27 protein-coding genes are annotated in these 24,320 nt (G+C 62.9%); 5 read left to right on the top strand and 22 right to left on the bottom strand.

Features of this window, described 5'->3' with window-relative positions:
- Nucleotides 1–156 precede the first annotated feature (156 nt).
- Together ACN6NG_RS28470 and ACN6NG_RS28475 are read right to left on the bottom strand one after the other, a co-directional pair.
- Nucleotides 157–822: a fumarylacetoacetate hydrolase family protein gene (locus ACN6NG_RS28470; protein WP_063423264.1), complete on the bottom strand. Its 666-nt coding sequence runs from the start codon at nucleotides 820–822 to the stop codon at nucleotides 157–159.
- 25 nt (nucleotides 823–847) lie between these two features.
- On the bottom strand, nucleotides 848–2,245 hold the full coding sequence (locus ACN6NG_RS28475; RefSeq protein WP_063423263.1) for an FAD-binding oxidoreductase: 1,398 nt from the start codon (nucleotides 2,243–2,245) through the stop codon (nucleotides 848–850).
- Between the two features lie 171 nt (nucleotides 2,246–2,416).
- On the opposite strand from ACN6NG_RS28475, the gene serA reads away from it, so the two are divergent.
- Nucleotides 2,417–3,646, top strand: a complete 1,230-nt coding sequence (serA, locus tag ACN6NG_RS28480) for a phosphoglycerate dehydrogenase (RefSeq protein ID WP_016489694.1) — start codon at nucleotides 2,417–2,419, stop codon at nucleotides 3,644–3,646.
- A 47-nt stretch (nucleotides 3,647–3,693) separates the two neighbouring features.
- On the opposite strand, the gene ACN6NG_RS28485 is transcribed toward serA, so the two are convergent.
- A complete protein-coding gene (locus tag ACN6NG_RS28485; protein WP_063423262.1) occupies nucleotides 3,694–4,170 on the bottom strand; it encodes a DUF4399 domain-containing protein in 477 nt (158 codons plus the stop codon).
- A 223-nt stretch (nucleotides 4,171–4,393) separates the two neighbouring features.
- On the opposite strand from ACN6NG_RS28485, the gene ACN6NG_RS28490 reads away from it, so the two are divergent.
- Nucleotides 4,394–4,882 (top strand): transporter substrate-binding domain-containing protein, encoded by a 489-nt coding sequence (locus ACN6NG_RS28490; protein WP_016502117.1) that lies wholly within the window; start codon nucleotides 4,394–4,396, stop codon nucleotides 4,880–4,882.
- A 105-nt stretch (nucleotides 4,883–4,987) separates the two neighbouring features.
- Here the strand turns inward: ACN6NG_RS28490 and ACN6NG_RS28495 are convergent, their stop codons facing one another.
- Complete coding sequence (locus ACN6NG_RS28495) at nucleotides 4,988–5,479, bottom strand: 2-thiouracil desulfurase family protein (protein WP_197864822.1); 492 nt, start codon at nucleotides 5,477–5,479, stop codon at nucleotides 4,988–4,990.
- On the bottom strand, nucleotides 5,466–6,101 hold the full coding sequence (locus ACN6NG_RS28500; RefSeq protein WP_080889153.1) for a 2OG-Fe(II) oxygenase: 636 nt from the start codon (nucleotides 6,099–6,101) through the stop codon (nucleotides 5,466–5,468). The genes ACN6NG_RS28495 and ACN6NG_RS28500 overlap by 14 nt, the downstream gene beginning before the upstream one ends.
- Nucleotides 6,102–6,211: 110 nt before the next feature.
- Here ACN6NG_RS28500 and ACN6NG_RS28505 point away from each other — a divergent pair, with 110 nt between their 5' ends.
- Nucleotides 6,212–6,964 carry a DUF2059 domain-containing protein gene (locus ACN6NG_RS28505; protein WP_016502120.1) on the top strand — a complete coding sequence of 251 codons (753 nt, stop codon included), beginning with the start codon at nucleotides 6,212–6,214 and terminating at the stop codon, nucleotides 6,962–6,964.
- On the opposite strand, the gene bipL is transcribed toward ACN6NG_RS28505, so the two are convergent.
- Nucleotides 6,965–7,891 carry a phospholipase BipL gene (gene bipL, locus ACN6NG_RS28510; protein WP_197864821.1) on the bottom strand — a complete coding sequence of 309 codons (927 nt, stop codon included), beginning with the start codon at nucleotides 7,889–7,891 and terminating at the stop codon, nucleotides 6,965–6,967.
- A 98-nt stretch (nucleotides 7,892–7,989) separates the two neighbouring features.
- Here bipL and ACN6NG_RS28515 point away from each other — a divergent pair, with 98 nt between their 5' ends.
- On the top strand, nucleotides 7,990–8,559 hold the full coding sequence (locus tag ACN6NG_RS28515) for a DUF6436 domain-containing protein (protein ID WP_063423259.1): 570 nt from the start codon (nucleotides 7,990–7,992) through the stop codon (nucleotides 8,557–8,559).
- Here ACN6NG_RS28515 and ACN6NG_RS28520 read toward each other — a convergent pair.
- Entirely contained in the window at nucleotides 8,538–9,104 is a 567-nt protein-coding gene (locus tag ACN6NG_RS28520) for a sugar O-acetyltransferase (RefSeq protein WP_016502123.1), read from the bottom strand. The two genes, ACN6NG_RS28515 and ACN6NG_RS28520, sit on opposite strands and share 22 nt — an antisense overlap.
- Nucleotides 9,105–9,190: 86 nt before the next feature.
- Between ACN6NG_RS28520 and ACN6NG_RS28525 the strand changes: the two genes are divergently transcribed.
- Nucleotides 9,191–11,554, top strand: coding sequence for a penicillin acylase family protein (locus ACN6NG_RS28525; RefSeq protein ID WP_353456599.1), 2,364 nt, complete (start codon nucleotides 9,191–9,193; stop codon nucleotides 11,552–11,554).
- Nucleotides 11,555–11,687: 133 nt separating this feature from the next.
- On the opposite strand, the gene ACN6NG_RS28530 is transcribed toward ACN6NG_RS28525, so the two are convergent.
- The 15 genes from ACN6NG_RS28530 to oscA form a co-directional block, all read right to left on the bottom strand.
- Nucleotides 11,688–12,560, bottom strand: coding sequence for a transporter substrate-binding domain-containing protein (locus tag ACN6NG_RS28530; RefSeq protein ID WP_049278324.1), 873 nt, complete (start codon nucleotides 12,558–12,560; stop codon nucleotides 11,688–11,690).
- A complete protein-coding gene (locus tag ACN6NG_RS28535) occupies nucleotides 12,557–13,330 on the bottom strand; it encodes an amino acid ABC transporter ATP-binding protein (protein ID WP_474317369.1) in 774 nt (257 codons plus the stop codon). Before ACN6NG_RS28535 ends, ACN6NG_RS28530 begins: the two co-directional genes overlap by 4 nt.
- On the bottom strand, nucleotides 13,327–13,986 hold the full coding sequence (locus ACN6NG_RS28540) for an amino acid ABC transporter permease (protein WP_027609997.1): 660 nt from the start codon (nucleotides 13,984–13,986) through the stop codon (nucleotides 13,327–13,329). The genes ACN6NG_RS28535 and ACN6NG_RS28540 overlap by 4 nt, the downstream gene beginning before the upstream one ends.
- Nucleotides 13,967–14,632: an amino acid ABC transporter permease gene (locus tag ACN6NG_RS28545; RefSeq protein WP_063423255.1), complete on the bottom strand. Its 666-nt coding sequence runs from the start codon at nucleotides 14,630–14,632 to the stop codon at nucleotides 13,967–13,969. Before ACN6NG_RS28545 ends, ACN6NG_RS28540 begins: the two co-directional genes overlap by 20 nt.
- Before the next feature lie 305 nt (nucleotides 14,633–14,937).
- Nucleotides 14,938–15,723, bottom strand: a complete 786-nt coding sequence (locus ACN6NG_RS28550) for a MetQ/NlpA family ABC transporter substrate-binding protein (protein WP_063423254.1) — start codon at nucleotides 15,721–15,723, stop codon at nucleotides 14,938–14,940.
- 175 nt (nucleotides 15,724–15,898) lie between these two features.
- Nucleotides 15,899–16,729 carry a sigma 54-interacting transcriptional regulator gene (locus ACN6NG_RS28555; protein WP_016502130.1) on the bottom strand — a complete coding sequence of 277 codons (831 nt, stop codon included), beginning with the start codon at nucleotides 16,727–16,729 and terminating at the stop codon, nucleotides 15,899–15,901.
- A gap of 64 nt (nucleotides 16,730–16,793) precedes the next feature.
- Complete coding sequence (locus tag ACN6NG_RS28560; RefSeq protein ID WP_043198880.1) at nucleotides 16,794–17,375, bottom strand: alpha/beta hydrolase; 582 nt, start codon at nucleotides 17,373–17,375, stop codon at nucleotides 16,794–16,796.
- 297 nt (nucleotides 17,376–17,672) lie between these two features.
- Nucleotides 17,673–18,074 carry an ExbD/TolR family protein gene (locus tag ACN6NG_RS28565; protein ID WP_012274719.1) on the bottom strand — a complete coding sequence of 134 codons (402 nt, stop codon included), beginning with the start codon at nucleotides 18,072–18,074 and terminating at the stop codon, nucleotides 17,673–17,675.
- 1 nt (nucleotide 18,075) lies between these two features.
- Nucleotides 18,076–18,795 (bottom strand): MotA/TolQ/ExbB proton channel family protein, encoded by a 720-nt coding sequence (locus ACN6NG_RS28570; protein WP_353456597.1) that lies wholly within the window; start codon nucleotides 18,793–18,795, stop codon nucleotides 18,076–18,078.
- Nucleotides 18,796–18,825: 30 nt separating this feature from the next.
- Nucleotides 18,826–19,626, bottom strand: coding sequence for an energy transducer TonB (locus ACN6NG_RS28575; protein WP_028614098.1), 801 nt, complete (start codon nucleotides 19,624–19,626; stop codon nucleotides 18,826–18,828).
- 345 nt (nucleotides 19,627–19,971) lie between these two features.
- Entirely contained in the window at nucleotides 19,972–20,961 is a 990-nt protein-coding gene (locus tag ACN6NG_RS28580; protein ID WP_016502134.1) for a sulfate/molybdate ABC transporter ATP-binding protein, read from the bottom strand.
- 3 nt (nucleotides 20,962–20,964) lie between these two features.
- Nucleotides 20,965–21,837, bottom strand: a complete 873-nt coding sequence (cysW, locus tag ACN6NG_RS28585) for a sulfate ABC transporter permease subunit CysW (protein ID WP_016502135.1) — start codon at nucleotides 21,835–21,837, stop codon at nucleotides 20,965–20,967.
- 11 nt (nucleotides 21,838–21,848) lie between these two features.
- Nucleotides 21,849–22,667 (bottom strand): sulfate ABC transporter permease subunit CysT, encoded by an 819-nt coding sequence (cysT, locus tag ACN6NG_RS28590; RefSeq protein ID WP_012274724.1) that lies wholly within the window; start codon nucleotides 22,665–22,667, stop codon nucleotides 21,849–21,851.
- 203 nt (nucleotides 22,668–22,870) lie between these two features.
- Entirely contained in the window at nucleotides 22,871–23,878 is a 1,008-nt protein-coding gene (locus tag ACN6NG_RS28595) for a sulfate ABC transporter substrate-binding protein (RefSeq protein ID WP_016502136.1), read from the bottom strand.
- Nucleotides 23,879–23,926: 48 nt separating this feature from the next.
- On the bottom strand, nucleotides 23,927–24,109 hold the full coding sequence (gene oscA / locus ACN6NG_RS28600; RefSeq protein ID WP_016489716.1) for a sulfur starvation response protein OscA: 183 nt from the start codon (nucleotides 24,107–24,109) through the stop codon (nucleotides 23,927–23,929).
- Nucleotides 24,110–24,320 lie beyond the last annotated feature (211 nt).

Consider the following 24,320-nt stretch of genomic DNA (forward strand, 5'->3'; position numbering starts at 1 on the left):
GGTCCGCGCATTATCCGGATAGGGTGTGAAAAAAGGGTAAACAGGGCCGGCCTCTTCGCGGGCTCGCCCGCTCCCACAGAAACTGCGCAACGCTCAAAGGCCGCGCCGTACCTGTGGGAGCGGGCAAGCCCGCGAAGAAGCCTGCCCGGTCTTGGCTCAGAGCACCCGGCTTTCGAAGCGGCTCACGCCCGGCAGCTCCAGCACCAGTTCGTCACCGACATTGAACGGCCCCACACCTGCCGGGGTGCCGGTGAGGATCACATCCCCGGCCTGCAGCGAGAAATGCGCCGCCATGTACTGGATCATCGGCACGATCGGGTTCAGCATCATCGCGCTGTTGCCGTCCTGGCGCACTTCGCCGTTGACGGTGAGGCGCACCGGGATGTCGGCCACGTCCTCGAAGCTGGCAGCGGAGACGAACGGCGGCAGCACGCAAGCGCCATCAAAACACTTGGCCAGTTCCCACGGCAGGCCCTTCTCTTTCAGCTTGGCCTGCACGTCGCGCAGGGTCAGGTCCAGGGCCGGGGCATAACCGGAAATGGCGTCCAGCACCTCTTCCTCGCTCGGATGGGTCGACAGCGGCTTGCCCAGCAGCACGGCAATTTCGGCCTCGTAGTGCACCGAACCACGCTCGGCCGGGATCTTGAAGCCGCCCTCGGCAGGCACCACGCAGCTGCCCGGCTTGATGAACAGCAGCGGCTCGGTGGGGATCGGGTTGTCCAGTTCCTTGGCATGCTCGGCATAGTTACGGCCAATACACACCACCTTGCCCAGCGGGAAGTGAATGCGCGTGCCGTCTACGTACTGGTGCTGGTAACTCATGGCCGACTCCTCTGGATACTGCTTTTTATTCAGGTGAAAAGATCTTACCCGGATTCATGATGCCGTTAGGGTCGAAGACGGCCTTTATTGCCTTCATGCAGGCGATTTCTTCCGGCGAGCGGCTGTAGCCTAAATAGTCGCGCTTGGTCATGCCTACACCGTGCTCGGCCGAGATCGAGCCGTTGTAGTGCTTGACGATATCGAACACCCACTTGTTGACCTTGGTGCACGAGTCAAAGAAGTCGTCCTTGCTCATGTGTTCGGGCTTGAGGATGTTCAAGTGCAGGTTGCCATCGCCGATGTGGCCGTACCACACGACTTCGTAATCCGGGTAATGCTCCGCGACGATGGCGTCGATATCACGCAAAAACGCGGGCACTTTCGACACGGTGACGGAAATGTCGTTCTTGTAGGGCGTCCAGTGCGAGATGGTTTCCGACAGGTACTCACGCAGCTTCCACAGGTTTTTAAGCTGGGTGTCGCTCTGGCTCATCACCCCGTCCAGCACCCAGCCCTGCTCCACGCAATGCTCGAAGGTGGCCAACGCTTCGTTGGCGACTTCATCAGTGCTGGCCTCGAACTCCAGCAGTGCATAGAACGGGCAGTCGGTCGCGAACGGGGCGGGTACATCGCCGCGCGCGAGGATCTTGGCCAGGCCCTTGTCGGAGAAGAACTCGAAGGCTGTAAGGTCCAGCTTGCCCTGGAAGGCGTGCAGCACTGGCATGATCGAGTCGAAGTCCGGTGTGCCAAGCACCATGGCAGTGAGGTTGCGCGGGGCGCGGTCCAGGCGCATGGTGGCCTCGACCACGAAGCCCAGCGTGCCTTCGGCGCCAATGAACAGCTGGCGCAGGTCATAGCCGGTGGCGTTCTTGATCAGGTCTTTGTTCAGTTCCAGCAACTCGCCCTTGCCGGTGACCACTTTCAGCCCGGCCACCCAGTTGCGGGTCATGCCGTAGCGAATCACCTTGATGCCGCCCGCGTTGGTGCCGATGTTGCCGCCAATCTGGCTGGAGCCGCTGGAAGCGAAGTCCACCGGGTAATACAGGCCCTGCTCTTCGGCGTAGGTTTGCAGCTGCCGGGTGATTACCCCGGGCTGGCAGACCACGGTGCGGTCGAAGGCATTGAAGCCGAGAATCTGGTTCATGTAGTCGAAGGAAACGACAACCTCGCCATTGGCCGCCACGGCGCCGGCAGAAAGCCCGGTGCGCCCACCCGATGGCACCAGGGCCACCTTGTGCGCATTGGCCCAGCGCACAATGGCCTGCACCTGTTCTACTGTCTTGGGGAAGACGATGGCGCTGGGCGCCGGGGGGTAATGCTTGGTCCAGTCCTTGCCATACGCTTCGAGGGAAGCCGCGTCGGTCAGGACCTTGCCAGGGTCGACAAGGGTCATCAGTTCTTCAATAACAGCGGGGTGGGTCATCGCTGGAACTCTCGACTTATTCATAGTCACCCTGAGCACTCTTCACCTGTCGGGATAAGCTCAGATTGTGTCGCGTATGCTAGCATAGCCCTCCCGCTGTTCATGCTAAGGCTGCCCTCGCGCCTGGCATCACCCCTCGCCATTTTTTCTCCGGGATACAGGTTTACGCAGATGAGCAAGACTTCTCTCGACAAGAGCAAGATCCGGTTCCTTCTTCTTGAAGGTGTGCACCAGAACGCGGTCGATACCCTCAAGGCCGCCGGCTACACCAACATCGAATACCTCACTGGTTCGTTGCCGGAAGCCGAGCTGAAGGAAAAGATCGCCGATGCCCACTTCATCGGCATCCGTTCGCGCACCCAGCTCACCGAAGAGATCTTCGACTGCGCCAAGAAACTGGTAGCCGTTGGCTGCTTCTGCATCGGCACCAACCAGGTCGACCTGGAAGCTGCCCGCGAGCGCGGTATCGCCGTGTTCAACGCGCCATACTCCAACACCCGTTCGGTAGCCGAGCTGGTGCTGGCCGAGGCCATCCTGCTCCTGCGCGGCATCCCTGAGAAGAACGCCTCCTGCCACCGTGGCGGCTGGATCAAGAGCGCGGCCAACTCGTTCGAAATCCGCGGTAAAAAACTGGGCATCGTCGGCTACGGCTCGATCGGCACCCAGCTGTCGGTCCTGGCCGAGAACCTGGGCATGCAGGTGTACTTCTACGACCCGCTGACCAAGCTGCCACTGGGCAACGCCGTGCAGGTCACCAGCCTGAACGAGCTGCTGGGCCTGGCCGACATCGTCTCGCTGCACGTGCCTGAGCTGCCATCCACCCAGTGGATGATCGGCGAGAAGGAAATCCGCGCGATGAAGAAGGGCGCGATCCTGATCAACGCCGCCCGTGGCACCGTGGTCGAGCTGGACCACCTGGCCGCCGCCATCAAGGACAAGCACCTGATCGGCGCCGCCATCGACGTGTTCCCGGTCGAGCCACGCTCCAACGACGAAGAGTTCGAGAGCCCGCTGCGCGGCCTGGACAACGTGATCCTGACCCCGCACATCGGTGGTTCTACTGCCGAAGCCCAGGCCAACATCGGCCTGGAAGTGGCCGAGAAGCTGGTCAAGTACAGCGACAACGGTACCTCGGTGTCCTCGGTCAACTTCCCGGAAGTAGCCCTGCCGGCCCACCCAGGCAAGCACCGCCTGCTGCACATCCACGAAAACATCCCAGGCGTGCTCAGCGAGATCAACAAGGTCTTCGCCGAGAACGGCATCAACATCTCCGGTCAGTTCCTGCAGACCAACGAGAAGGTCGGTTACGTGGTGATCGACGTCGACGCCGAGTACTCGGACCTGGCGCAAGAGAAGCTGCAACAGGTCAAGGGCACCATCCGTTCCCGCGTCCTGTTCTAAGTTTGCTTGCAGCATGAAAAAGGGAGGCCATGGTGGCCTCCCTTTTTTTATTTCACGTCAACAGTGATCTTCTTCGACTCTACGCTTGGCTTGAACGGCACGTGATACTGGTCACCCAGGATCAGTTGCAGGGTGTGCTTGCCCGGCGTCAGGGTGATGCTGGTTTCGGTCTGTGCCTTGCCGAAGTGCAGCACTTGCGGGCCCGCCGGCAGTGCGGTGCCAGCTTCTGGCATCAGGCTGGTCGGCAGCGGCATATCGGCGACGGGTTCTTTATCCACGTCCACCAGCAGGTGGTGGTGGCCGGTGTGCGGGGTCTGGTCACCCGCTGGCTTGAGTGCCATACCCTCGATGCCGAACTTGACGGTGAAGGTCTTATCGACCGTTGCGCCATCGGCGGGGGAAACGATGAAGACCTTGGCATCCTTGGGCGGCTCCTGGCTCTTCAGGGCGTCCGCAGCAACGGCGAAAACCGACGCTCCCATCAGCAGACCGGCAACGGCAGCGCGCGAAAATAGGCTGTTCATTCACTTCTCCTGTGATTCACTTATTGACCGCCGCCCTTTATCCGGCGGCGACGGTAGTTCACCTTAGTTGAAATAATCGCCAAGGTGTTCACATTGCCTGACAGAAATATTTCGGTCAGGGTTAAACAATGCCGAGGCTTCAAGGTCATAGGCTGCGCTCGATCACGGCGAGGAAGAAAGCCGTGGCGAAAGTTATTCATCTGCTAAAAGAAAAGGGGCAATCATGCGTTCGACCATAGGGGTACTGCTGGCAGTACTGATCAGTCCATTGGCCCAGGCGGAGCTGATCGACGAAATCGCCGACCGGGGCGAACTGCGCATTGCCGTACAGGCTGACAATTCGCCGTACGCGTTCAAACAAGACGACCACCTGACGGGTTTCGACATCGAATTTGGCCAGGACCTGGCCAGGGAACTGGACTTGCGCGCCGAGTTCGTCGAAGCCCCGGCTGCCGAAGTATTGAGCGGTGTCGAGAGTGGCAAGTACGACGTCGCACTCACGCCATCGAGTGAGGCGCCCAAGGGCGACGGCCCGCTCGATGTGAGCCTGCCGTTTGGCGAGAAGAAGCTGGTGATCCCGTTCCAGAAGGACAACCCGGCGTTCGAAAGTGCGGTGAACAATGCGCTGCAACGCTTGAAAGACAGTGGCCGCACGGCCGAGCTTGAGCAGAAGTGGTTCAAGGGTGTGCAGGAGACTGCAGCCGGGCAGTAAGATTTTTATCGCCTGTGCCGGCCTCTTCGCAGCACAAGGCTGCTCCTACAAGGGTACGCGATCCCTGTAGGAGCAGCCTTGTGCTGCGAAGAGGTCGGTACAGGTTTACCCCAAAGCCCGCTGCGCCTGTTCCAGCTCCAGCTCGCTGAACACCTGCACCCCAGCCCGCCGCAACAGCGCCGTGGTCACCCCTTCCCCCGCCACCTTCACCCCACTGAACGTGCCGTCGTAGGTCAGCCAGTTGCCACACGAGGGGCTGCCAGACTTGAGCACTGCCACACGGATGCCATGCCGACGCACCAGCTCCAGCGCCAGCTGCGCCCCGGCCAGAAATTCGGCACTGACATCTTCGCCCGTCACCGTCAGCACCTGTGCAGTGCCATCAAGCACCTCGCCGCCCTGCCCGCCCGGTATCTCCGCTGGCGGGCGCGGGGTGGGCAAGCCACCGGCCACCTCGGGGCACAACGGCACCACGCGCCCTTCGGCCTGCCATAGCTGCAACAGGTCAGGGTGCCCGCTGGCCCGGCCGTCATAGCGCACCGGCTGCCCCAGCAGGCAGGCGCTGACCAGCACCTTGGGCAAATCAGAACGGGTCATTGCCACGTCGCCTGAACCAACCCGTCAACGACAACCGTTCACGGCCGGCCGGGAGCACTTCGTGGGGCACTTCACCCGACAGAAACACCACCAGGCAACCCGCCACAGGCTCGACGTCGAGCGCCACGTCGTCTGCCAGGAACATGCGCAACTGGCCACCGTCCTGCGGCTGCCAGCCTTCATTCAGGTACAGCACGGCCGAGACCATGCGCCGGTCATCGTCGCGAAAGCGGTCCAGGTGCCGGCGATAAAACGCCCCCGGTGGGTACAGGGCAAAATGGCATTCGAAGTCTTCCAGGCCCAGGAACAGGCCCTGGTTGATGGCCAGGCGCAGTTGGTCCATGGCCGACAGATACTGGTCGCAGGCCTCGGCCTGCCCCGGATCGATCCACTGGATCTGGTCGCCGCGAATGGCTTCGCGCACCTCCTGGGTAACACCGCGCCCAACTCCCGCAGGGTTGAGCTCGCCTTCGGCATCACGCCGCCGGCATTCGGCCGCCAGCGCGCGCACCAGTTCGCCAGGCAGAAAGAGTGCCTGCCGGGACCAGCCATGGGTGGCCAGATCGTCGACGACGGCCGCAAGCATCGGGTGTTCAGGGGAGATGTGCATGGCGCGCATCATATCCATTAGCCATGCCGGCGCACAGCGCCACTTGGCCGAGAAACACGCGGATATCTCGACAAACCGGCGCCGGGGCAAGGACAATAGCCACCTGCCGACAGGAGTCCTGAATGCGCCGTCTGTTTTCCCTGATTCTGCTGATGATCTGCACCATGCCTGTCTGGGCAGACAACCTGGATCAACTGTACAAGGCCGCCGGCTGGCCCGACCAGCGCGCCCACTTCAACGATGCCCTGAGCGCTGCCCAGGAACGCTACCGCAACAGTTTGCCACCCGCCGTTTACCAGGCGCTGGTCAACAACAGCAACCAGCGCTTCCAGGCCCAGGCGGTGGACCGTCGCGCCCAGGCAAAGCTGCGCGCCACCCTGGCCAACCCGGCCCCAGCCCTGGCGTTCTTCCAGTCACCGCTGGGGCGCAAGGTGGTGGCGGCGGAACTCAAGGCCACCCGCAAGGATGAGCTGGCCAAGAACGCCAAGGGGCTGCCGAAGATCCAGGCCAGCGACGACCGCCTGCTGGTCATTGGCCACCTGGCCCAGGCCCTGCCGGCGCGTGAAGCCGGTGCCGAAGTGAGCCTGGCCATCGCCGGCGTGGCAGCCGATAGCCTCAGTTCGATGATCCCCGGCCTGTTCGGCGGCGGCCAGGCCCAGGGCCTGCTCGACGGTCAGCGCCAGCGGTTGATGGGGCAGATTGGCGAAGACCTCAACAACACGCTGCTGTACGTCTACCGCGATCTGTCCGACGCCGAGCTGGAAGAATTTGCCACCTTCGCCGAGTCCCCCGACGGCAAGGCTTACTACCAGGCGGCCCTGGCCGCTGTCCGCGCGGGCCTGGCGGTTGGCCAGAGCACCAACGACCTGAAGTGATCAGCCCAGGCGCTGGTCGATGAAGTCGAAGTAGCGCTGGCGAATGCCCGGCAGCTCGTTGGCCAGGTGGTGACGGGCTTCGGGCAGCATCAGGATCTGCGGCTCGGCAAACTTGGCCTTGAGCACTTCAAGGTTGTAGGGCCAATCCACCGTGCCATCGGCCTCCCCCTGCACGATCAACGGCCGCCGCGAACTGCGCGGCGCGGCCTCGATGCGTTTGACCCAGGCGATCAGTGCGCCCACCCAGGCAGTTGGCAGGCGACGGGGTTGCAGCGGGTCGGCCTCCAGAAACGGCAGGAAGGCCGGGTCGTTGGTGTTCTCGCTGAAGCGCCGTTCGATCCCGTTGACGAAATGCCGCAGCACCCGGTAGCTGAACTTCGACCAACGCCAGGAACACGGCCGCACCAGCGGTGCCAACAGGATGACCTGGCCATCGATGGGGCTGCGCGCGCCTTGGTGCAGCAAGTGATCCACCGCGATGGCGCCGCCCGTGCTCTGCCCGCACAGGTGCCACGGGCGCGGCAGTTGCAGCGTGGGCACCTGTTCGAACAGCGCCTCCAGCACCTGCTGGTACACCGCGAAATCGCTGATGCTGGCCCGCTCGCCGCTGGACAGGCCGTGGCCGGGCAGGTCGCAGCTGATTACGGCGAAACCCTGCTTGAGTGCCCACTCGATCACATGCCGGTAGAGGCCCATGTGGTCGTAGTAGCCGTGCAGCAGGAACAGCGTCGCGGTTGGCTGGTCAGGCAACCAGGCCTGCCCGACCAGGTCGAAGCCCGCCGCCTGGAAACCGCCCAGCCAGCTGTGTACCGACAGGTTCAGGCCATAGAAGCGCTGGTAGTCCTGTGCCTCGACCGACAACGGCTGGCGAGCAGTTAACGGCAAAAGGCTGAGGCGCAGGTAGTCGGGGTGAAAAGCAGCGGGCATCGAGCACATCCACATTGATGCAATGTATTGACCTGGAATCTTCAGCTCTGGCCGGCGATAGGGCCAGTGAACCCACCACAAGATATCCGCAGACATCCATGCAGACGCGACTCGTCAAACCAATCTTGATTGCCCTTGCCCTGCCACTCTGCACCGCTCTGGCCTGGCAGGCCTATACCACCTTCCAGGCCCGCTACCTGCGCCCGTTCGACAACCAGACCACGCTGTTCGACGGCAGCCAGCTGCAACTGCCTGCCGAGCTGGCCGGCCCCGGCCCGGTTCGTGTGGTGCATTTCTGGGACCCGGCGTGCCCGTGCAATGTCGGCAACCAGCAACACCTGGGCGACCTGGTCAGCCAGTTCGCAGGCCACGGCGTTACCTTCCACGTGCTGCAAAAGCCCGGCAGCCACGGCCAACTGCCCGCCAACCTCACCGCCCTCAAGCCCATCGTCAACCTGCCCGGCAGCGAGCACCTGCCCGCCTCCCCGGCCGTGGCCATCTGGGACCGGCAAGGCCGCCTGGCCTACTTTGGCCCCTACAGCGAAGGCGCGGTGTGCAACGCCAGCAACAGCTTCGTCGAGCCCATCCTCAAGGCCCTGCTCGACGGCCGCCAGGTCAGCGCCTCCAATACCCTGGCAGTGGGCTGCTACTGCCCTTGGGCGGGCTGACGCACCCGCGCCGGGTTACCCACCACCGTCGCACCCGCCGGCACATCCCGCGTCACCACACTGCCGGCGCCCACCACGGCGTTGTCGCCAATGGTCACCCCCGGCAGGATGATCGCCGCACCGCCAATCCACACGTTGTTGCCAATAGTCACCGGCCGCCCACTCTCCAGCCCGCTGCGTCGCACCTCGGGGTCGAGCGGATGGTCGGCGGTGTAGATCTGCACATTGGGCCCAATCTGGCAATCGTCGCCAATATGCACCTGCACCACGTCAAGGATCACGCAGTTGAAGTTCATGAAGGTATTGCGACCGACGCTGATGTTGTAGCCGTAGTCGCAATAGAACGGCGGGCGGATCACCGCGCCTTCGCCAACTTCATTGAAGTGTTCGGCCAACAGCCCGTGACGGGCATCGTTGAGCAGTTCTACGCTGCTGTTGTAACGGTGCATCCAGTGCTTGTTGGCGATTTGCTCGGCCTGTAGCTCGGGGCAGCCAGCGTGGTAGAGCTGGCCGGCGAGCATTTTCTGTTTTTCGCTGAGGGACATGGAAACTCCTTCCTGGGGCTATGCTCTGTTCGCGAATCCGCCGATGATCGGACCACATTTTCCGCTTGAACGCACAAGGAGTCTGCATGAAGCGCAGCCTGACCCTGTTGGCCGTGGTTGTGGCCGTGGCCGCTGGCGCCGGTTACTGGTACGTGCAGGGCAAACTGCCACAACGCGAGGGCGAGGTGGCCATGGCCGGCCTGCAAGCGCAGGTCACTGTGCGCTACGACGGCCGCGGCGTGCCGCACCTGCAGGCGCAGAGCGAACCAGACCTGTATCGCGCCCTGGGCTATGTGCATGCCCAGGACCGGCTGTTCCAGATGGAGATCCTGCGCCGGCTGGCCCGTGGTGAACTGGCCGAGGTGCTGGGCGACAAGCTGCTGCCCACCGACACCCTGTTCCGCAGCCTGCGCATTCGCGATCAGGCCGCACTGATGGCCAAGCGTCAGGACCCGCAATCCCCTGCCTGGCAGGCCCTGCAAGCCTACCTCGACGGGGTCAACAGCTGGCAGGCCAGCCATGCCAAGCCCATGGAGTTCGACCTGCTCGGCATCACCCCGCGCCCGTTCACCGCCGAAGACACCCTGAGTATCGCCGGTTACCTGGCCTACAGCTTCGCGGCCGCGTTTCGCACCGAGCCCGCGCTTACCTACATCCGCGACCAGCTAGGGCCTGAATACCTGAACATCTTCGACCTCGGCTGGCAGCCCGAAGGCGCCTTGGGCACGCCACTGGCGGCTGCCGACTGGCAAAGCCTGGAGGCCCTTGCCCGGCTCAGCCATGAAGCACTGGGCGACGCCGGTATCCCGCAGTTCGAAGGCAGTAACGCCTGGGCGGTGGCCGGCAGCCATACCCGCAGCGGCAAGCCGCTGCTGGCCGGCGACCCGCATATCGGCTTCGCGGTGCCGGCGGTGTGGTACGAGGCCGAACTGTCGGCGCCCGGCTTCAACCTGTATGGCTACTTCCAGGCGCTCAACCCGTTCGCCTTGCTGGGCCATAACCGCGACTTCGGCTGGAGCCTGACCATGTTCCAGAACGACGACGTCGACCTGATCGCCGAGCGCACCAACCCTGCCGACGCCAACCAGGTCATGGTCGACGGCAAATGGCAGGCGCTGGAAAAGACCGAACAGCAGATTGCGGTGAAAGGCGAAGCGCCGGTCACTCTCAGCCTGCGCCGCTCGCCCCATGGCCCGATCGTCAACGACGTGCTGGGCGCCACGGCCGGGCCCACGCCAATCGCCATGTGGTGGGGATTTCTGGAAACCGAAAACCCTATCCTCGAAGGGTTCTACCAGCTCAACCGTGCCGATACGCTGGGCAAGATGCGCGAAGCCGCTGCCAAGGTTCACGCGCCGGGGCTGAACTTTGTCTGGGCCAATGCCCGTGGCGATATCGGCTGGTGGGCGGCGGCAAAGCTGCCAATCCGCCCAGACGGCGTCGACCCGGCGTTCATCCTCGACGGTGCCAGCACGCAGGCCGAGAAGCTCGGGTTCTACCCCTTCAACGCCAACCCACAACAGGAAAACCCGGCGCGCGGCTACATCGTCTCTGCCAACTACCAACCGCCGGCAGCGGTGCCGATACCGGGTTACTACAACCTGCCCGACCGTGGCCGCCAGCTCGACCGCCAGCTGGCCAACCCTGAGGTGAAATGGGACACGCACAACAGCCAGTCGCTGCAGCTGGACACCGCCAGCGACCATGGCCCGCGCACCCTTGCACCACTGCTGGCAACGCTGCGCGCGGTGGCCGAAGGTGACGAAGAGAAGGAACTGGTCGAGCAGCTGGCTGCCTGGCGCGGCGACTACCCGCTGAACTCGACCAGCGCCACCCTGTTCAACCAGTTCCTCTACGAACTGGCATTTGCTGCCCTGCATGACGAACTGGGTGACACGTGGTTCCCGGTACTGATCAGCACCCGCGCCATCGATGCCGCCTTGCCGCGCCTGGCGGCGGATGCCGATTCACCCTGGTGGAACACCCGCGGAGGCAACCTGCGCACCGACCGTACCGCAGTCGTGCGTACGGCTTGGCAGAGCAGTTTGAAGCACCTGCGTGACACCCTGGGCAGTGACCCGGCCAGCTGGCAATGGGGCAAGGCGCATACCCTGACCCACAACCACCCGCTGGGGGTGAAAAAACCGCTGAACCTGCTGTTCAACGTCGGGCCGTTCGCCGCACCCGGTACCCACGAAGTGCCGAACAACCTCTCGGCGAAGATCGGCCCGGCGCCGTGGCCGGTCACCTATGGGCCGTCGACCCGGCGGCTGATCGACTTTGCCGATGCCGGGCAGGCACTGACCATCAACCCTGTCGGGCAGAGTGGCGTGCCGTTCGACAGGTATTATGCGGACCAGGCCGAGGGGTATGTGCAGGGGGAGTATCAGCGGGCGCAGATGGGGGTGATTCCGGCGCAGAGTACCTTACGGTTAGTACCAGGCCAATGAGCCAGAGGGCTGCTGCGCAGCCCATCGCCGGCAAGCCAGCTCCCACAGGTTCGGCGTAGGCCTGACGACTTGTGAAGTACCTGTGGGAGCTGGCTTGCCGGCGATGGGCCGCGAAGCGGCCCCATTCAAACTTTTATCCCTGCCACTTGCCGCCTTCGACGATCACGCTTTCCGGCTTGGTGTCATCGCTCAGTTCCTTGCGCACATACTGGTCATACAGCTTCAGCAGAAACTTTTCTTCCCCCAGCTTGGCCAGCTCGGCATTCACCCAGTCACGCAGCTCGGTGTTGCCCTTCTTCACCGCTGGCGCAATCGGTGCTTCGTCACCCAGCAGCTGCGGCAGCACGCGGTAGCCCGGGTTCTGCTTGGCCCAGCTGAACAGGATCAGGTTGTCCTGGGCATAGGCATCGCCACGGCCGGTGGCCAGGGCCTGCAGCGACTCGCTGTTCTTTTCGAACTTGAGCAGTTTCCAGTCAGGGTGATTTTTGGTCAGCCAGATATCTGCCGTGGTGCCGGTGGTGACGATGATGGTCTTGTCGGCCAGGTCGTCGAGCTTTTGTACCGAGCTGCCATCAGCCACGATGGCCTGCACGGCAACGCGCAGGTTGGGGTTGGTGAAGTCCACCGCTTCCTTGCGCTCCGGGGTCACGGTCATGTTGGCAAGGATCAGGTCGACCTTGTCGCTCTGCAGGAACGGAATACGGCTGGCCGGTTCCACGGCAACGAACTCGACCTTGTTTTCATCACCCAGCAGGTCCTTGGCCAGGCGCCGGCCAATGTCGGTGTCAAAGCCCACATAGCGGCCTTTTTCATCGACGAAGCCGAACGGCGGCTTATCGGTGAACACCCCGACAATCAGCTTGTCGCGGGCCTTGATGGTTTCCAGGTAGCTGGTGGCTGGCGATGCCGCTGCCGGCTTGGGCGGTTCTTCGGCCTTGTTGCAGCCGGCCAGCAGGGCCAGGCCAAACAACGGCGCCAGCAGTTTGGTGAGGTTGGCAGTTTTCATGACAGTTCCTTGTGCAGTGTCTTTGGCAGGCTTTCTACGAAGGAGAATTTCTCCAGGAACTGCTGCGCGCGTGCGGTCTGCGGTTTGGTGAAGAAGCTCTCGGGGTCGCCCTGTTCAAGGATCCTGCCGGCCTCCATGAACACGATGCGGTCGGCCACCGCGCGAGCGAAGGCCATTTCGTGGGTAACGATGAGCAAGGTCATGCCGTCGCGGGCAAGGCCCTGGATCACCTGCAGCACCTCCTTGACCATTTCCGGGTCGAGTGCGGCGGTAACCTCGTCGAACAGCATCACCTCGGAGTTCATGCACAGTGAGCGCACGATGGCGATGCGCTGTTGCTGGCCCCCGGACAATTGCCGGGGGAAGGCGTCGCGTTTGTCCAGCAGGCCGACCCGCGCCAGCAGCGCCTCGGCCTGGGCCTGCGCTTCGGCTCGTTCGCGTTTTTGCACCTTGAGCGGGCCGAGCAGCAGGTTGTCGATCACGCTCATGTGGCCGAACAGGTGGTAGCTCTGGAACACCATGCCAACCCGCTGGCGAACGTCGCGCCAGTCGGTGCGCGGGTCAAGCAGCTCTTGCCCGGCCAGGCGCAGGTGGCCGCCATGGGCCTGCTCCAGGCCGTTGAGGCAGCGCAGCAGCGTGCTTTTGCCGCAACCGCTGGGGCCGAGGATGACCACCACTTCGCCGGCCGCCACCTTGAGGTCGACGTCCTTGAGCACCTGTTGCTCGCCAAAAAACTTGTTGAAACCCTGGAATTCGATCAATGCGCTCATGAGTGTGCCCAACGGCGTTCCAGCACGCGTGAAGCGGCGGACAGCGGATAACAGACGATGAAGAAGAACAGGAACAAGGCGCCATAGATCAGCACCGATTCGTAGGTGCGTTCGATGATCTGCTGGCCGGCCTTGATCACCTCGACCACGCCGATCAGCACCGCCAGCGAGCTGGTCTTGATGATCCGCGTGTAGATGTTGATGGTCGGCGGGGTCATGCGTTTGAGTGCCTGCGGCAGCAACACGTAGCCATACAGCTGCCAGCCGGCCAGGCCGATCGACAACCCGGCCTCGCGCTGGCCCCGCGGCAGCGAGGCCAGTGCACCGCGCACCACCTCGCCTACCTCGCTGGCGCCCCACAGGGCCAGTACCAGCACGGCGCACCAGAAGCTGGGGATGCTCAGGGCAAAGAAGATCGGCAGGCCGAAGAACACCAGGTACAGCCAGACCAGCACCGGGATGGCGCGGAACAGCTCCAGGTACACCTGCAAGGCGATGTTCAGGGCACGGTTGCCCAGGGTTGCCAGCACGCCGTACAGCACGCCACCCAGCGTTGCGAACAGAATACCCAGCGCCGAGATGGCCAAGGTCTGCGCGGCGCCGCCGGCCAGCTGCGGCAACGCCTGCAGCAACAGGTCAAATCCCGAACTGGCCATGTTGCAGCCTCCTTTCCACATAGCGCAGCAGTAACGACAGCGGCAGGAACAGCAGCACGCAGAGCAAGGTCAGCACGGTGAGCATTTCGTAGGTCTTGTAGTACAGCGCGATGTAGTTCTTGGTGGTGTAGAGGATTTCCGGCACGGCCACCGCCGACACCACAGTGGTTTCCTTGAGCAGGAAGATGAAATTGGCGAACAGTGCTGGCAGGCTGAGGATACCGGCCTGAGGCAGCACCACATGGCGCAGCAGCTGGCCCTCGGACAGGCCGATGGAGCGCCCGGACTCAAGCTGGGCACGCGGCACGGCTTCGATGCCTGCCCGCAACACTTCGGTGAGGTAGGCACCGCCCATGAAGGTCATGGTGATGATCGCAGCGGAAAAACCGGAAATCTTCAGGCCCAGGCTCGGCAGTGCGAAGTAGACGAAGAACAGCTGGATCAGCAGCGGCGTGTTGCGGGCCAGCTCCACGTAGGCTTTGACCAGGCGCCACAGGTAGGGGGTGCGGAGTACCAGCAGGGTGGCATTGACCAGGGCGACCAGTAGCGAGGTGGCAATGGCGATCAGGCCTACCTGCAAGGTCACGCCCACGGCCTTGAGGAAGGCGGGTAGCGTGCTGAGGATGAATGCGGTGTCGAGGGTCATGGGTAAAGCAAGTCTGCGGGGTGCTCGGGGGCACGATTGCTAGACTGTAATGATCTAAAAACTTTTTAATAAATATCTTTATTGCATATTCATATCACCAAGCATTTTTCACCGGGGCATACATCCTAGGGCTGCTTTGCAGCCCAATCGCGACGCAAGGCCGCTCCCACAATGGCCCGCGTACGCCGAACCCATGTGGGAGCGGCCTTGCGTCGCGATTGGGCCGCAAAGCGGCCCCAGATACAGAAACAAAAACGCCGACACAGGGGTGTCGGCGTTGGGTTATGCAGGGTATCGCAAGCGAATCAGAACGCCGGCAGCACAGCGCCCTGATACTTCTTGGCGATGAATTCCTTCACCTCCGGGCTGGTCAGGGCCTTGGCCAGTTTCTGGATGGCTTCGCTGTCCTTGTTGTCCGGGCGGGCAACCAGGAAGTTCACGTACGGCGAGTCGGCACCTTCGATCACCAGCGCATCCTTGGCCGGGTTCAGGCCGGCTTCCAGGGCGTAGTTGGTGTTGATCATGTCCAGGTCGACCTGGTCCAGCACACGCGGCAGCATGGCCGACTCAAGCTCGCGGAACTTCAGCTTTTTTGGGTTCTCGGCGATGTCCTTGGGGGTGGCCAGGGCATTCTTCGGGTCTTTCAGGGTGATCAGGCCAGCCTTCTGCAGCAGGATCAGGGCGCGGCCGCTGTTGCTGCCTTCGTTAGGGATGGCAACGGTAGCGCCTTCCTTCAGCTCGGACAGGTTCTTGATCTTCTTCGAGTAGCCACCGAAGGGTTCGACGTGTACGCCAATGACCGTTTCCAGGTGGGTGCCTTTACCTTCGTTGAAGCTCTTCAGGTAGGGCAGGGTCTGGAAGTAGTTGGCGTCCAGACGCTTCTGGTCCACCTGCACGTTCGGCTGCACGTAGTCGGTGAAGACCTTGATCTGCAGGTCCACGCCTTCCTTGGCCAGAGCAGGCTTGATCAGCTCGAGGATTTCGGCGTGGGGTACCGGAGTAGCGGCAACCACCAGTTTCTCGGCGGCGGCGGCCAGGCCGGAGAACGACAGGGCAGCGGCCAGGGCGGTGGTCAGCAGGGTCTTCTTCATGGTGGTCCTTGTTCTGAATCTGGGCCATCGGCGATGGCGAATCGGTTGCCCAACCGGTTCACCAGCGGGCGTGAAGCGGACAATACCTAGATTTTTTATTCCGTAACAATATCTTTTACTTAGCTGCTTATTCCAAAAACAAACTGCCATCAGCCACTTTGCTTATGAGCGATGTCTAGCGTGCGGTGTTGGGCAAGTCGAGGTCCTCTGGCTGGATCTCTTCGCTGTCATTCACCAGCAAGGCAAAGTGGATGACGTTCTCCAGTTCGCGGGTATTGCCAGGCCAGAAATGCGCCTCCAGCACCTGCTGCGCCGCCTCGCTTACCAACGGCACCGGCCGCTGCAGGCGTACGCTGTAGATGCCCACGAAGTACTCGGCCAGCGGCAGGATATCGCCCGGCCGCTCGCGCAGTGGCGGCAGTTCCAGCGCGCCCTCGCGCAGGTACTGGTACAGGCGCTCGTTGAAGCGCCCCGCACGTACCACCCGTGCCAGGTCGATGCTGGTGGCGGCGACCAGGCGCACATCCACCGGCTGTGGCTGCTGCGCGCCCACCCGGGTGACCTCGCGGTTTTCCAGGGCCGCCAGCAGCTTGCCCTGGATGGCCAGCGGCAAGTCGGCAATTTCGTCCAGGTACAGCGTGCCGCCGTTGGCCGAACCGAACCAGCCAGCGCGGCTGCTGGCCGTACCGCCATGGCTGCCGGCGCTGTAGCCGAACAGCTCGGCATCGGCGTAAGTGGGGCTGATCGCCGCGCAGTTGACCGACACGAACAGCCCGCCACGGTCGCTGGCACGGTGGATCTGCCGGGCCAGCAACTCCTTGCCGGTGCCGGTTTCGCCACGGATCAGCACAGGCAACGGTTGCGGCGCCAAGCGCTCGAGGTCTTCGCGCAACTGCTGCGAACGCGGGTCGATGAACACCAGGGCCTTGGCACGGATGCTCAGCGGGCTCTTGTCCAGCTCGGGGAAGGTCAGCAGTGGCTGGCCAAACGGGTTTTGAAACGTCATGACGAACTCCCGCCCCAGGCCTTCATTGGCCGGGCGTCAGGTAAACGGAAAACGCTAAGGCCTATCAGGCGCGACGCAGTGCGCGCTGCTCGACCCGGCTCTGCAAGCGATACAAGTAGGCGAAGCCTTGTTCCCAACGCTCATGGCCGGACTTGACGTTGATGTGCCCGGCATTGCTCAGCAACCCCGCTTCGGCGCCCCACGCCTGGGCCAGGTAAAGCGCCCGCGGCACGCTTACGGCAGGGTCGTTGTCCGAGCTGACGACCTGGCTGGGGAATGGCAAGGCTTCGGTCGGGATCGGCGCAAAGTTGCGCAGCGCTGGCGCACAGGTGGGCCGTTCGACGTCTGCCGGCGCCACCAGCAGTGCACCACGCACCCGCCGCCGCAAGGCCGGGCTGGCCTGCGCAGCCCAATGGGCGACAGTGACGCAGCCAAGGCTGTGGGCAATCAGGATCACCGGCGAGCGCTCGGCGGCAATCGCCTGCTCCAGCGCCTGCACCCAGTCCTGTCGTTGCGGGGTGAGCCAGTCGTGCTGCTCGACCCGCGCACTGTTGGGCAGGGTGCGCTGCCAGTGACTTTGCCAATGGTTGTCTGGCGATCCTTGCCAGCCCGGCACAATCAGGTAACGAATCGACTCATTGCGCATGGGGACGCCTCCAGTAAGTTTGCGTGCTTGGAGACAAGTATAGGGAGGGAGTTATATTCGTAAAGGAATAAGAAGCTATTTATTAATAACCATATGTAATTTATGGCCGATGGCCCTATCGCCGGCAAGCCAGCTCCCACAGGGACAGCACAAAGCCTGAGGGCAAGCGCAATACCTGTGGGAGCTGGCTTGCCGGCGATAGGGCCCTCACAGGCAAAAAAAAGGGCCAACCCCTGCCAAGAGATATGGCCCCAACGCACTTGCGAGAGTCACTTGCCTGAAGAGGTCTTGCAGGTATCAGCGCGCGGTTATCACCGCCAGTTTGCTGATCCCCGCACGTTCGATGGCTGCCATGGCCCGCGCCACTTCGCCGTAGTTCACGCCGTCATCGGCCTGCAGCTGCACGCGCACGTCCGCGTCCTTGTCCTTGGCAGCCTTGAGGTTGGTTTCCAGCAAATCGGGCTGGATCTGGTCCTTGTTGATGAACAGCTTGCCTTCTCCGTCGATGCTGACCACCAGTGGGTCCTTCTGCTCCACCGGGGCCACAGCCTCGGTCTTGGGCAAGTTGATGGGGATGGCGTTAGTCAGCAGCGGCGCGGTGACGATGAACACCACCAGCAGCACCAGCATGACGTCTACCAAAGGCGTGACGTTGATTTCACTGAGGACTTCGTCGCTGTCCTGGGTCGAAAAGGCCATATCAGGACGCCTCCTTCACGGGTTGGGTGAAACCAGGCTGGGCTTTTTGCACAGCAGGGTGCACCAGCACACGGAAGGCACTCTTCTGCGCCAGGCTGTAGAAGTCGTGGGCGAAGTCATCCAGGTCGGCAGCGGTCAGCTTGAGGCGACGCAGGAAGTAGTTGTACACCAGCACTGCCGGCACCGCGACGGCGATACCCACACCGGTAGCCACCAGTGCCGCACCGATGGGCCCAGCAACAGTTTCCAGGCTGGCGGAGCCGGCCGCACTGATGCCCTTGAGCGCTTCCATGATGCCCCACACGGTACCGAACAGGCCGATGAAGGGCGAGGTGCTGCCGATACTGGCGACCACCGCCAGGCCGGTTTCCAGCGAGCGGCGCTCACGCACGATCTGCTGACGCAAGGCGCGCTCCAGGCGGTCCTGGTGGTTGATGGCGTGGCTCAGGTCATTGGCCTGGGTCTCGCCAACGGCAATCGCGGCGTACCCGGATTGAGCAACACGGGCAGCCGGGCCGGGCAGCTCATGGCTGAGTTCGGCGGCAGAATCCAGGCTGGAGGCCGCCCAGAACTGCTTGTGGAAGCGCTTGTCCTGGTTTTTCAGCCGCACGAACTGCGCAACCTTGACCAGGGCCAGGCCCCAGGTGACGACAGAGAAACCGACCAGCAGCCAGATGACTGCGCTTTCAACGGATTCGAGGGGGGATGCCAGCAGGCTCATGATGGTGTCTTCCTGTGTTCTGCGAAATGGTTAGCGAAGCTTGAAATCGATCGGCACGCTGACCCAGCCGGTCTGGGCCACATCGCCCTGCTTGGCGGGCACGAAGCTCCAGCGCTTGACCGCGGCCAGCGCGGCAGCGTCGAGGGCGTCACGGCCACTGCTTTTCTGTACCTGGATCTGCCCGGGCTTGCCGCTTGGCAGCACCTCTACGCGCAACAGCACGGTGCCTTCCCAACCACGGCGCTGGGCCATTTGCGGGTACTCCGGTGCCGGGTTCTTCAGGTACGCGGCGTTGGCCGATGCCGGGGTTATCGGGGCCGGCGCGGGTGGCGCTGGCGCAGGCGGTGCGGGGGCGGCCACCGGCGCTGGCGGTGGTGCCTCGACCGGCTTGGGCTGTGGCTTGGGCGCTTGCTTGACCACAGGCTTGGGCACGGGCTTTGGCTTGGGTTTGGGCTTGGCGGCCAGTTCGTCGACTACCGGTGGTGGCGGTGGCGGCTCGACCACAGGCGGTGCGGGCGCTGGCGGCGGTGGTTCGACCACGGGCGGCGCTGGCGCTGCGAACTCGATGGTCATGGGCGGCACCTGTGGCGGCACCACTGGCAGCTCGGGTGTTGGCGCCTGGCTGACCCAGTACGCTGCAGCGCCATGCAGCACCAGCACCAGCAGGCCCAACACCAGCTTGTCGCGGCGCTTGAGCCCGCTGACGGGCGTGCGTTGCAGGCGCAGCTGGCCAAGCGGGAGGCGAAGCGTGCGTCCAAGCTCGACCAGGTCACCCGGGGCCGGGCGCCATGGCTGGTCGTAGGCCCTGACGGCCGACTGGACATTACCCATTGATCAAACTCCTGGGGTCTCGATTCAGGTGTGTGGCTGAATCATCGGGGCCAGAGGCTTATCTCTTAAAGTAATGTTTAAAATTATGGTTAGAACTGAATTGAATATTGTTTTTTAGGGGGAGCGTGAAACCCACGAATTGCGCGGCCTGCGGCTTTCAGGGGTAAGTGCGATGCATTGTCGGCATGCAAAATATTCGCGCAAGGCATGAGAATGCCGCGAGGGCTGCGCCCTCGATCGCCGGCAAGCCAGCTCCCACATCGGCCGCGGCACACAGGCCCGGCAATCTGTCAGGCGAAAAAAAGCCCGGAACCAAGCCCGGGCTTTTTCATCTTCAAGGGCGGCTCAGATATCCGCCACCTTCTGCCAAACCTTCGGCCGGAAGAACAACGTCTCGCCCCGCGCCAGCCCGGTCAGGCTGTCATGGTCCTTGACCACCTCGGCCTCGATCAACTCGCTCTGCCCTTCCACCTTCAAGGTCACCCGCGTGGTAGCGCCCAGCGGCCGGATATCCCGCACCTCGGCAGCATGGTGCCCTTCGGTCTCATGCCGCGACAGCGACACCTCGTGCGGGCGGAACAGCACATGGTGCCCTTCGCTCACCGCCAGGCGGTTGGAATCGCCCAGGAAGTGGTAGACGAAATCGTTGGCGGGCTTTTCGTACACCTCGCCCGGCGAGCCGATCTGCTCGATCACGCCCTTGTTCATGACCACGATGCGGTCAGCCACTTCCATGGCCTCTTCCTGGTCGTGGGTGACGAACACCGAGGTCAGGTTGATGTCTTCGTGCAACCGCGCCAGCCAACGGCGCAGCTCCTTGCGCACCTTGGCGTCCAGCGCACCGAACGGCTCGTCCAGCAGCAGCACCTTGGGCTCCACGGCCAGGGCGCGGGCCAGGGCGATACGCTGGCGCTGGCCGCCAGACAGCTGCTCCGGGTAGCGGTCGGACAACCAGTCCAGCTGCACCATGTTCAGCAGCTCGTGCACTTTCTCGGCAATCTTGCTCTCGCTCGGGCGCTCGCCCTTGGGCTTCATGCGCAGGCCGAAGGCGACGTTGTCGAACACGCTCATGTGGCGGAACAGCGCGTAATGCTGGAACACGAACCCGACGTTGCGGTCACGCACGTCGTGGCCGGACACATCCTCGCCATGGAACACGATGTTGCCCTGGTCCGGGGTTTCCAGGCCGGCGATGATGCGCAACAGGGTGGTCTTGCCACAGCCGGACGGGCCCAGCAGCGCCACCAGCTCGCCGCTGTTGATGTCCAGGTTGATGTTGTTCAGGGCCTGGAAGCTGTTGAAGCGCTTGCTGACATTACGAACTTCGATCGACATGAATCATTCCTCCGCGGCGCTGTGGCGCAGGCGGTTAATACGGTTCTCGCTCCACTGCTTGAGCAGCAGGATGAAGAGCGCCAGGATCAGCAACAGGCTGGCCACGCTGAAGGCTGCGACGTGGTTGTACTCGTTGTAGAGGATCTCTACGTGCAGCGGCAAGGTGTTGGTCACGCCACGAATGTGGCCCGACACCACCGACACCGCGCCAAACTCGCCCATGGCCCGTGCAGTACACAGCACCACGCCGTAGATCAGGCCCCATTTGATGTTGGGCAAGGTCACGTGCCAGAACATCTGCCAGCCATTGGCGCCGAGCAGGCGCGCGGCCTCCTCTTCTTGCGTGCCCTGCTCCTGCATCAGCGGGATCAGCTCACGGGCCACGAATGGCACGGTGACGAAGATGGTCGCCAGGACGATGCCCGGCAGGGCGAAGACGATCTGGATGTCATGGTCCTGCAGCCAGGGCCCGAACAGGCCCTGCGCGCCGAACATCAGCACGTAGACCAGGCCGGCGATTACCGGCGACACCGAGAACGGCAGGTCGATCAGGGTGACCAGGATACTTTTGCCACGGAAGGTGTACTTGCTCACGCACCAGGCGGCGCTGACACCAAACACCAGGTTCAGCGGTACCGAAATGGCTACGGCGAGCAGGGTCAGCTTCAGCGCCGACAAGGCATCAGGCTCGAAGATCGCCTCGAAGAAGGTGCCAAAACCGTTCTTCAGCGCTTGCGACACCACGATCACCAGCGGCAGCAGCAGGAACAGGGCGAACACCAGCCAGCCAAGGCCGATGAGAATACGCCGCGAGGTAGCACTGCCACGGCGGGCGGCGTTGGCGGCGGCGCTTGCACTCAGGGATGAACTGGACATGCCGGCCTCCTTCAAGGGGTTTCGATGCGGCGCTGCAGCAGGTTGATCAGCAGCAGCAGGATGAAGGAAACCACCAGCATCAGCACGCCGATGGCGGTCGCGCCGGTGTAGTCGTACTGGTCAAGCTTGACCATGATCAGCAGCGGCAGGATCTCGGTCTTCATCGGCATGTTGCCGGCAATGAAGATCACCGAACCATACTCGCCCACGCCGCGGGCGAAGGCCAGGGCAAAGCCGGTGAGCCAGGCCGGCAGCAGGGCTGGCGCCAGTATGTGGCGGAACACCTGCAGCGGCTTGGCCCCCAGGCAGGCAGCGGCCTCTTCCACTTCACGCGGGATGTCGGCCAGTACCGGCTGCACCGTGCGCACCACGAACGGCAAGGTGACGAAGGTCAGCGCCAGGGTGATGCCCAGCGGGGTGTAGGCGATCTTGAAGCCCAGGTCGGTGGCGAACTGGCCAACCCAGCCCGCAGGTGCGTACAGGGCGGTCAGGGCGATACCGGCGACGGCGGTGGGCAAGGCGAACGGCAGGTCGATCATCGCGTCGATGATCTTGCGCCCTGGGAAGGTGTAGCGCACCAGCACCCAGGCCAGCAGGGTGCCGATCACCCCGTTGATGATGGCGGCGAACAGGGCGGTGCCGAAACTCAGCTTGAGCGCGGCGATCACCCGCGGCGCACTGATGATGTTCCAGAACTGCTCCCAGGTCAGCTGCGAGGCATGAATGAACATGGCTGCCAGCGGTATCAGCACGATCAGGCTGAGGTACACCAAGGTGTAGCCCAGCGTCAGCCCGAAGCCGGGTATGACGGGGGAAATACGACGCGACATAAGTGTCCCTGGTTGAATGCACTTGGCCCAGTATCGATCCGGGGCCGGTGCAGGCTTCTGAATCCTGGGGCTGCTTTGCAGCCCATTCGCGACACAAGGCCGCTCCCACAGGGATCGCGGTTCCACAGGGGATCGCGGCTCTTTGTGGGAGCGGCCTTGTGCCGCGAATGGGCCGCAAGGCGGCCCCCGCTTTTCCCTGGCGTTTACTGTGCCTGATAGATCTGGTCGAACACACCGCCATCATTGAAGAATTTGGGTTGTGCAGTTTTCCAGCCACCGAAGTCCTTGTCGATGGTTACCAGGTCCAGTTTCGGGAATTGCTTGCCGAATTCGGCGGCGACCTTCTCGTCACGCGGGCGGTAGAAGTTCTCGGCGGCAATCTTCTGCCCGGCCGGGCTGTACAAGTGCTTGAGGTATTCGGTGGCAATGTCGGTATTGCCCTTCTTCTCGGCGTTCTTGTCCACCACCGCCACGGGCGGTTCGGCCAGGATCGACAGCGACGGTACGACGATGTCGAACTTGTCGGCGCCACCGTCTTCCTTCAGCGCCAGGAACGCTTCGTTTTCCCAGGCCAGCAACACGTCGCCCTGGCCGTTGTTGACGAAGGTGATGGTCGAGCCACGGGCGCCGGTATCCAGCACCGGTACGTGCTTGAACAGCTCCTGCACGTAGGCCTTGGCCTTGTCTTCGCTACCACCGGCCTTCAGGCCATAGGCCCAGGCCGCCAGGAAGTTCCAGCGCGCACCGCCGGAGGTTTTCGGGTTGGGGGTAATGACCGAAACGTCCTTCTTGATCAGGTCGCCCCAGTCCTTGATGCCTTTCGGGTTGCCCTTGCGCACCAGGAACACGATGGTCGAGGTGTACGGGGTGCTGGCGTCCGGCAGGCGGGTCTGCCAGTTGTCCGGCAGGGTCTTGCCAAGCTTGGCCACTTCGTCGATGTCGCCGGCCAGGGCCAGGGTCACCACGTCGGCGCGCAGGCCGTCGATCACCGCACGGGCCTGCTTGCCCGAGCCACCATGGGATTGCTGGATCTTCACCTTGTCGCCCGGGTGGGCCTGCTGCCAGTGCTTGATGAACTCGGCGTTGTACTGCTGGTACAGCTCGCGGGTCGGGTCGTAGGACACGTTCAGCAGTTCGTAGTCCTTGGCGATGGCGGAACCGGCAAAAACAGCACTGGCCAGAGCGGCAAGCGCATAACGGCGAATGGACATGGTGAAGCTCCCGATTGGCATTTTTCTAATTTTGGAGGTGAGGCGCGATCAGCCGGACTTGTTGCCGGGCTGTTGCAGGCGGAACTTCTCCTTGCGCTCGATCTGTACGACCTGAGCGTTGTGCACAGTGATCTCCACCGCACCAAACCGCAGGTCGCGCAAGGCGCTCTGGATTTCACGCAGAATGGTGGCTTCGTCCTGACCGTCGATGCTACGCAGAGATGCACTCATGCTCGTTCTCCTTGGAGTGAGGGTGCCGGGCAGAGGTTTGAAGGGGATTTGCGCCTGGCTTGAGGGCAATAGTAGTGAGGCGGAGTTATTCTTAAAAATACTGTTTAAGAATGTTTATATAACCAAATTAAAATCGCGATTCTGCAGCCGACGCAAAGCCCTGTGGGAGCGGGTTCACCCGCGAATGCGATGGTGGAGCTACCGTCGCAGT

The organism is Pseudomonas sp. TSO6, assembly GCF_056098905.1.